The organism is Streptomyces sp. NPDC059256, assembly GCF_042753785.1.
Lineage (GTDB): Bacteria > Actinomycetota > Actinomycetes > Streptomycetales > Streptomycetaceae > Streptomyces.
On the sequence record NZ_JBHYZO010000025.1, the window covers coordinates 82,714 to 91,065 of the forward strand.

Sequence of the window (8,352 nt, forward strand, 5' to 3'; positions counted from 1 at the left end):
GTCCCGTGACCGCCGCTGACTTCGCCTCCGCCCGCTATCTGAGCGTGACCACCTTCCGCAAGAACGGGACCGGGGTCGCCACGCCCGTGTGGTTCGCCGAAGACGGCGGAAAGCTCTACGCCTGGACCCGCACCGATTCCTACAAGGTCAAGCGGCTGCGCAATGACTCCCGGGTCGTGGTCTCCGTCTGTGACGTCCGCGGGCGGATCGCCGAAGGCGCCCCCACCGCGGAGGGCACGGCCGAACTGCTGGACGCGGAGGGCACGGCGCGGGTGCGCTCCCTGCTCGCCCACAAGTACACCTGGCAGTTCTGGCTCGTCGACTGGCCGGCGATGGTGGCTCGGCGTGGCAAGCGGCCCCACACGGGCATCGTGGTGACGCTCTGACCGAAGGCTTCCGGGGCTGGGGCTCGTCGTGCGTCGTGGCTGTGGCCACGCTCCGGCCGGTCGACCGGCCGGTAGTCCTCGGCGGTTCCTCTCCGGCGACTTCGCGACTTCGCCGACTCGTCCAGCCGGCCCGTCGAACGGTCATTTCCGGCCTCTGCCACCGTCCTGACGGTGTATCCGGGTGCAGGTGGGGCCGGTTGGGTCGGTTGTGAGCCCTGTTGTTGCTGGGCTCGTCGTCCGCTCGGGTGAAACAAGATCGATTCTGCGGGTTGACTCCGATGGTCTTGCCCCGATGTGTGACGGGGCTTACGTTCTCCCTCTACGTACCGTGTCTACGTGCGTAGAGGCTCGCTGACGCCCGGCCGAAGGAGCAGCCCATGGCCAATGTCGTACGCGCCGCACTGGTCCAGGCGAACTGGACAGGCGACACCGAATCCATGATTGCCAAGCACGAGGAACACGCCCGTGAAGCGGCCCGGCAGGGCGCCCGGGTGATCGGATTCCAGGAAGTCTTCAACGCCCCCTACTTCTGCCAGGTGCAGGACTCCGAGCACTACCGCTGGGCCGAGCCCGTCCCTGACGGTCCCACCGTCCGACGGATGCAGGAACTGGCCCGCGAGACCGGGATGGTGATCGTCGTCCCCGTCTTCGAGGTCGAGGGTGCCGGGTTCTACTACAACACCGCGGCCGTGATCGACGCCGACGGCACCTATCTGGGGAAGTACCGCAAGCACCACATCCCCCAGGTCAAGGGCTTCTGGGAGAAGTTCTACTTCCGTCCGGGCAATGCCGGCTGGCCCGTGTTCGAGACCGCGGTCGGCCGGGTCGGCGTCTACATCTGCTACGACCGCCACTTCCCCGAGGGCTGGCGGCAACTCGGCCTCAACGGTGCCCAACTGGTGTACAACCCCTCCGCCACCTCCCGTGGGCTGTCCGCCTACCTGTGGCAGTTGGAACAGCCCGCCGCAGCCGTCGCCAACGAGTACTTCGTCGCCGCCATCAACCGCGTCGGCCAAGAGGAGTACGGCGACAACGACTTCTACGGGACCAGCTACTTCGTCGATCCCCGCGGCCAGTTCGTCGGAGACCCGGCCAGTGACAAGGCGGAACAACTCCTCGTCCGTGACCTCGACTTCGACCTGATCGACACCGTCCGCCAACAGTGGGCGTTCTACCGGGATCGCCGACCCGACGCCTACGAAGGGCTGGTGCAGCCGTGACCCTCCATGACCGACACCGTGCCGTCATCCCCGACTGGGTGGCCCTCTACTACCAACGGCCCCTCGAACTCACCCACGGCGAGGGTCGATACGTCTGGGACGCCGACGGCAATCGCTACCTCGACTTCTTCGGCGGCATCCTCACCACGATGACCGCCCACGCCCTGCCCGAGGTCACCAAAGCGGTGGCCGAACAGGCGGCGCGGATCATCCACTCCTCCACGCTCTACCTCAATCGTCCCATGATCGAACTGGCCGAACGCATCGCCGCGCTGTCCGGCATCCCCGACGCGCGGGTCTTCTTCACCACATCGGGCACCGAAGCCAACGACACCGCCCTGTTGCTCGCCACCGCCTACCGCCGCTCCAACCAGGTGCTGGCCATGCGCAACAGCTACCACGGCCGGTCGTTCTCCGCGGTCTCCCTCACCGGCAACCGCGCCTGGACCACCACCACGCTCTCCCCGATCCAACCGCTGTACGTCCATGGGGGAGTGCGCACCCGGGGCCCCTACGCAGAACTGTCGGACGAGCGGTTCATCCGTGCGTGCGTCGCCGATCTGGAAGACCTCCTCGGCCACACCCGCGATGTGGCGGCGCTGATCGCCGAGCCCATCCAGGGCGTCGGCGGATTCACCTCACCGCCGGACGGCCTCTACGCGGCCTTCCGCGAGGTCCTCGACCGGCACGGCATCCTCTGGATCGCCGACGAGGTGCAGACCGGCTGGGGCCGGACCGGAGACCACTTCTGGGGATGGCAGGCGCACGCGGAGAACGGGCCACCGGACATCCTCACCTTCGCCAAGGGCATCGGCAACGGCATGTCGATCGGCGGAGTCGTCGCCCCCGCGGCCATCATGAACTCCCTCGACGCCAACTCCATCTCCACCTTCGGCGGTTCCCCCGTCACCATGGCCGCGGGCAACGCCAACCTCAACCATCTGCTGGAGCACGACCTCCAGGGCAATGCCCGCCGGGTCGGCGGGCTGCTGATCGAACGGCTGCGGGCGGTCAGCGCCCAGGTGCCCGCGGTGCGGGAAGTACGCGGCCGGGGGCTCATGATCGGGATCGAGTTGGTCAAACCCGGTACCGACGAGGCCGACCCCGAGGCCGCCTCCCGGGTGTTGGAGGCGGCACGCGAGAGCGGGCTCCTGATCGGCAAGGGCGGCGGGCACAACACCAGCGTGCTACGGATCGCCCCACCGCTCTCGTTGACCATCGCGGAAGCGGAAGAGGGCGCCGCGATCATGGGGCACGCGCTGCGCGCCGCCGCCTAGGACGGCGATCGGCGACGGGCCCGAGCAAGGCGGCCCGAGAGCATCTGGCCGGTCCGGGCCCTGCCGGGTGCGGGGCACAGCGGGAGACGGCACACCGGGAGCGGTCCACGCATCGACCACGTACTCACCAGTAGGGAGCGCAGCAGCACATGAGCAGCACTCGCACTCTCATCCGAGGCGGTCTCGTCATCACCGCGGCGGACGAGGTCCACGCCGACGTACTGATCGAGGACGGCCGGATCGTCGCACTCGCCGCGCACGGCTCCGCCGTCGCCGAGTCCTGGACCGCCGAACGCACGATCGACGCGGCCAACCGCTACGTCATCCCCGGCGGAGTCGACGCCCATACCCATATGGAGCTTCCCTTCGGCGGCACCTTCGCCTCCGACACCTTCGAGACCGGCACCCGGGCCGCGGCCTGGGGAGGCACCACCACCATCATCGACTTCGCCGTGCAGTCCGTCGGACACCAACTGCGCGAAGGGCTCGACGCCTGGTACGCCAAGGCCGACGGCAACTGTGCCATCGACTACGGCTTCCACATGATCCTCTCCGACGTCAATGAGTCATCACTGCGCGAGATGGACCGGCTGGTGCAGGAGGGGGTCACCTCCTTCAAACTGTTCATGGCCTACCCCGGCGTCTTCTACAGCGACGACGGCCAGATCCTGCGCGCCATGCAGCGATCCGCCGACAACGGCGGACTGATCATGATGCACGCCGAGAACGGCATCGCCATCGACGTCCTCGTGGAGCAGGCCCTCGCGGCAGGGCGCACCGACCCCCGGTACCACGGCGAGGTCCGCAAGGCCCTGCTGGAGGCCGAGGCCACCCATCGCGCCATCCAACTCGCCAGGGTCGCCGGTGCACCGCTGTACGTCGTCCACGTATCGGCCGAGGAAGCCCTCGCCGAAATCGCCGTCGCCCGTGACAAGGGCCTGAACGTGTTCGGCGAGACCTGTCCGCAGTACCTCTTCCTCTCCACCGACAACCTTGCCGAACCGGACTTCGAAGGCGCGAAGTACGTGTGCAGCACACCGCTACGCCCTCAGGAACACCAGACGGCGCTCTGGCGCGGGCTGCGCACGAACGACCTCCAGGTCGTCTCCACCGACCACTGCCCGTTCTGCTTCACCGGCCAGAAGGAGTTGGGACGCGGCGACTTCTCGAAGATCCCCAACGGGCTGCCCGGCGTGGAGAACCGGATGGACCTCCTCCATCAGGCCGTGCTCGACGGACACATCACCCGCCGCCGCTGGATCGAGATCGCCTGTGCGACGCCGGCCAGGATGTTCGGCCTCTACCCGAAGAAGGGCACCATCGCCCCGGGGGTCGACGCGGACGTCGTCATCTATGACCCGCGACAGCAGCAGACGCTCTCGGTCGAGACCCACCACATGAACGTCGACTACTCCGCGTACGAGGGCAGGAACATCACCGGCCAGGTGGAGACCGTGCTCTCGCGCGGCGAGGTGGTCATCGACCGGCGCGCGTTCACCGGCCGCGCCGGGCACGGCCAGTACGTCCCGCGGGGCACCTGCCAGTACCTCGGCTGATCGCCGCCCGATCGGTCACCCCAGCCACGACCGCGAGCACCGCGGAGCAAGGAGCCCCGACCCATGGACTTCGGACTCGTCCTCCAGACGGACCCGCCGGCATCGGCCGTCGTCGAGCTGATGCAGCGCGCGGAGCGCCAGGGGTTCACCCATGGCTGGACGTTCGACTCGGCGGTGCTCTGGCAGGAGCCCTTCGTCATCTACAGCCGCATCCTGGAGCACACCCAACGCCTGGTCGTCGGGCCGATGGTGACCAACCCCGGCACCAGGACCTGGGAGGTCACGGCCTCCACCTTCGCCACGCTCAACGACATGTACGGTCAGCGCACGGTCTGCGGCATCGGGCGCGGTGACTCGGCGATGCGGGTCGCGGGACGCAAACCCAACACCCTGGCCCGCCTCGGCGAAGCGATCGACACCATCCGCGATCTCGCCGAGGGACGTGAGGCGGAGGTCGATGGACAGCCGCTGCGGATCCCCTGGGTGAAGGACGGCAAGCTGCCCGTCTGGATGGCGGCGTACGGGCCGAAGGCGCTCGCACTCGCCGGGCAGAAGGCCGACGGCTTCATCCTGCAACTCGCCGATCCGTATCTGACGGAGTGGATGGTGAAGGCGGTGCGTACGGCAGCCGCCGATGCGGGGCGCGACCCGGCGTCCATCACGGTCTGTGTTGCGGCTCCCGCGTACGTCGGCGACGATCTGGCGCACGCCCGGGAACAAAGCCGCTGGTTCGGCGGGATGGTCGGCAACCACGTGGCGGACCTGGTGTCCCGCTACGGTGAACACTCCGATGTGATTCCGGAGGCCCTGACCGCGTACATCAGGGAGCGGCACGGGTACGACTACAGCCACCACGGTCGCGCCGGCAACCCGTCCACGGACTTCGTCCCCGACGAGATCGTTGACCGCTTCTGTCTGCTCGGTCCCGCGGAGGCGCACATCGAGAAGCTGAGGGTTCTGCGGGAGTTGGGCGTCGACCAGTTCGCCGTGTACAACATGCACGACGCGAAGGAAACCACGATCGACGCCTACGGCGAACAGGTCATTCCCGCACTCAACGGCTGATCCTTCCGGGTGCGCCACCTGCGGTGGGCGTACCCTTCCCCGCGGACGCTCCGCCCGGCAGCAGTGACGCGTGGGCCGAGCACCGTGTGCGGCGGTGGAATCACCAGACGGGACGCAGCGGCGGGATCGAGTCTCCCGCGAGCGTTCGGATGATGGCGGCGAGTTCGGCGCGCGGAACCTCCAGGCCGACCTCGTGGAGCTGCTTGGTCAACTGAGCCTCCAGTCCGTGCAAGACCCTGCCGGCGACGGCCAGATGTTCCTTTGCCTTGGTGGTCAGGACGACGAGCTTGCGTCGACCACCCGCGGGGTGCGGTTGGCGTTCGACGTACCCCCGCTTCTCCAGGTCGTCGATGATCTGGCCCGCGGCCTGCTTGGTGACCCCGAGCTGCTCGGCGAGCTCGCTGCTTGTTGCCCCGGGACCCTGAAGCACCTGGAAGACCAGGCCGTGCATGGGGCGGAGCTCGGCGTATCCGGCGGCGTCCAGACGGCTCACGAACTCGGAGAGGACCAGCTGGAAGGCCATTCCGAGCAGGAAGGTGATCTCCGTTGGCTCAAGTGGGTCGTGGGTCTCCATCGGCTCATCTTGACACACGCCTATAAAGTGGCTTTACTCACTGCAAGTAAAGAAGCTTTACACAGGAGGTTCCATGTACGTGGTCAGTGAGACCGAGCAGCGGACGACCACCACGCCCGCCGGATCGATGTTCGGTCTGGCAGGTCCCAGTCAGGGCAGTGCCGAGGTCAGCACCTGGCGTGTGGAGCTTGAGGCCGATGCGTCTACTCCGGTGCACATCATCGACCGCGAGCAAGTGTGGATGCCCCTGTCGGGCGAGTTCGAGGTCGAGGTGGACGGCAAGACCGAACAGGTCAAGGCCGGACAGGCGCTGATCCTCTCCGCCGGGGCGGTTCGGCGGCTCACGGCCGTGGGCAGCCCCGCCGAGGCGTTGGTCGCCATGGTCGTCGGGGGCAAGGCGATGCTGCCGGGCGGCGAGGCCAAGATTCCGCTGCCCTGGGCGGAGTGACATCCCTCCCCTGACCGGCCCGACCAGGCCAACCCCCGATGGATCTGGTCGGGCCGTTTGCTGTCCAGGACCTGTGCTGCACCCCGAACGCGAGCGCGAAGCCGGGGAAATCCAACATCAACCGCAACTCCATCGAGGACAGTTATGAACCCCGAAGTCAGTAGCGGGCGCCGCCGGGCGATCCTGGCTCTGCTCGCCGTCACCGTACTGATCGTGGTCATGGACCTCACGATCATCAACGTGGCGCTCAATCCGATTCAGCAGAGCCTCGATGCGACCAACGCCGAACTCCAATGGGCTCTCGACTCCTACTTGATCACCTTCGCGGCCTTCCTGTTCACCGGCGGTGTGTGCGCGGATCGATTCGGCCGCAAGAAGACCCTGATCGTCGGACTCATGGTGTTCGGCATCAGCTCGGTCCTGGGTGCGTACGCCGGCACCGTCACGGAACTCATCCTGTGGCGCGCTGTCATGGGCGTGGGAGCGGCCGTGGTGCCCACCGTCACGCTCGCGATCATCCTGAACGTCTTTCCGCCGATGGAGCGCCCGAAGGCCATCGCGGCCTGGGCGGCGGCAGCCGGAGTGGCCTTCGCCGTGGGGCCGGTGCTCGGTGGTCTTCTGCTTGAGCAGTTCTGGTGGGGCTCGATCTTCCTCATCAACGCCCCGCTGATCGTGGCGGGCGTTGCCCTCATGCTGTGGCTCGTCCCCGAGTCCAAGAACCCTTCCCCCGCCAAGTTCGACCCCATTGGTGTGCTGCTGTCCATCGTCGCGGTGGCTCTGCTGGTCTACGGCATTGTGATGGGGGGCGAGGACAATGAGTGGCTGAGCGCCGGCACGCTCGGGGCCATCGTCGGTGGCATGGCGCTGCTCGCACTCCTCGTGGTGATCGAGGCGCGCATGGCGGCGCCGTCGCTGGATGTCAGTCTGTTGCGCAACTCCCGCTTCTCGGCGGGTTCGGCAGCCATCGCGTTCTGCTTCTTCGCCCTCATCGGCGCCATCTTCGTGACGCAGTTCTACTACCAGGCCGTGCTCGGTTTCTCTCCGATGGAAGCCGGTCTGTTGATGCTGCCGATGGGGGTGGGCTCGATGGTGATGTCGGCCCGATGCCCCAAACTCGTGTTGAGGTTCGGTCCGCGCGCCGTGGTGGCCGCGGGCTCGGTCGTCATGGCACTCTCCTTCGTGATCATGAGTCAGTTCACGGCCGATACGCCGACCTGGCTGTTGGTCGTGGCGCAGTTGGTCTTCGGCCTCGGCTGGGGCTGCATCATGGCGCCGGCCACGGCCTCGTTGATGTCCGTGGTGCCCCCGGTCAAGGCGGGTGCCGGGCAGGCGGTGTCACAGACGATGCGTCAGGTCGGCGGTGCCCTGGGGGTCGCGGTGATCGGCAGCATCCTCGGTGTGGTGTACCGCTCCGACATGGAGAAGTCGGTGGAAGTGCTTCCGGAGGCCCTCCGCGAGGAGGCGGCCGGGTCGATCGGCGGGACCCTGCGGGCGGTCGACGCCGCACAGCTCGGTGATCGGGCTCCCGCGCTGATGAGCGACGCGGTCGACGCCTATCTCTCGGGGATGGAGGTCACCATGCTCGTGGCGGCGGCCTTCGCCCTGCTCTCCGCTGCCGTGGCCCTGCGCTGGCTCCCGAAGACCGCACCGAAGCCGCCCATGCCGCCCGCCCCCCAACCGGCTGCGAAGGCTGCCGATACGCCGGGTGCGCGGGCCTGATGGCCATGTGATCGTTGCCAAGACCGTGGCCAGGTCTCGGCATTCCGGGCATTTCGGCCCGGAAGGTCCGTCACATCACCAAAGCGTGAGGGCTTCGGCTTGAGTAC

General features: G+C 67.6%; 8 protein-coding genes. 7 read left to right on the top strand and 1 reads right to left on the bottom strand.

Annotation, left to right across the window (positions count from 1 at the left end; all coding sequences use genetic code 11):
• Positions 1–5 precede the first annotated feature (5 nt).
• The 5 genes from ACFXJL_RS31015 (at position 6) to ACFXJL_RS31035 (ending at position 5,504) form a co-directional block, all read left to right on the top strand.
• Entirely contained in the window at positions 6–386 is a 381-nt protein-coding gene (locus ACFXJL_RS31015; RefSeq protein ID WP_384697901.1) for a PPOX class F420-dependent oxidoreductase, read from the top strand.
• 377 nt (positions 387–763) lie between these two features.
• Positions 764–1,606: a nitrilase-related carbon-nitrogen hydrolase gene (locus tag ACFXJL_RS31020; protein ID WP_384697904.1), complete on the top strand. Its 843-nt coding sequence runs from the start codon at positions 764–766 to the stop codon at positions 1,604–1,606.
• The gene (locus ACFXJL_RS31025; protein WP_358877898.1) at positions 1,603–2,883 is read left to right on the top strand and encodes an aspartate aminotransferase family protein; all 1,281 of its coding nucleotides are present in this window, start codon (positions 1,603–1,605) and stop codon (positions 2,881–2,883) included. Before ACFXJL_RS31020 ends, ACFXJL_RS31025 begins: the two co-directional genes overlap by 4 nt.
• 149 nt (positions 2,884–3,032) lie before the next feature.
• Positions 3,033–4,439: a dihydropyrimidinase gene (gene hydA, locus ACFXJL_RS31030; RefSeq protein ID WP_384697907.1), complete on the top strand. Its 1,407-nt coding sequence runs from the start codon at positions 3,033–3,035 to the stop codon at positions 4,437–4,439.
• A 63-nt stretch (positions 4,440–4,502) separates the two neighbouring features.
• The gene (locus tag ACFXJL_RS31035) at positions 4,503–5,504 is read left to right on the top strand and encodes a TIGR03842 family LLM class F420-dependent oxidoreductase (RefSeq protein WP_384697910.1); all 1,002 of its coding nucleotides are present in this window, start codon (positions 4,503–4,505) and stop codon (positions 5,502–5,504) included.
• A gap of 100 nt (positions 5,505–5,604) precedes the next feature.
• On the opposite strand, the gene ACFXJL_RS31040 is transcribed toward ACFXJL_RS31035, so the two are convergent.
• Entirely contained in the window at positions 5,605–6,078 is a 474-nt protein-coding gene (locus ACFXJL_RS31040) for a MarR family transcriptional regulator (RefSeq protein ID WP_358877895.1), read from the bottom strand.
• 73 nt (positions 6,079–6,151) lie between these two features.
• Here ACFXJL_RS31040 and ACFXJL_RS31045 point away from each other — a divergent pair, with 73 nt between their 5' ends.
• Positions 6,152–6,526, top strand: coding sequence for a cupin domain-containing protein (locus tag ACFXJL_RS31045; protein ID WP_329024742.1), 375 nt, complete (start codon positions 6,152–6,154; stop codon positions 6,524–6,526).
• 144 nt (positions 6,527–6,670) lie between these two features.
• Positions 6,671–8,245, top strand: coding sequence for an MFS transporter (locus ACFXJL_RS31050; RefSeq protein WP_384697914.1), 1,575 nt, complete (start codon positions 6,671–6,673; stop codon positions 8,243–8,245).
• The last annotated feature ends 107 nt before the right edge of the window (positions 8,246–8,352 follow it).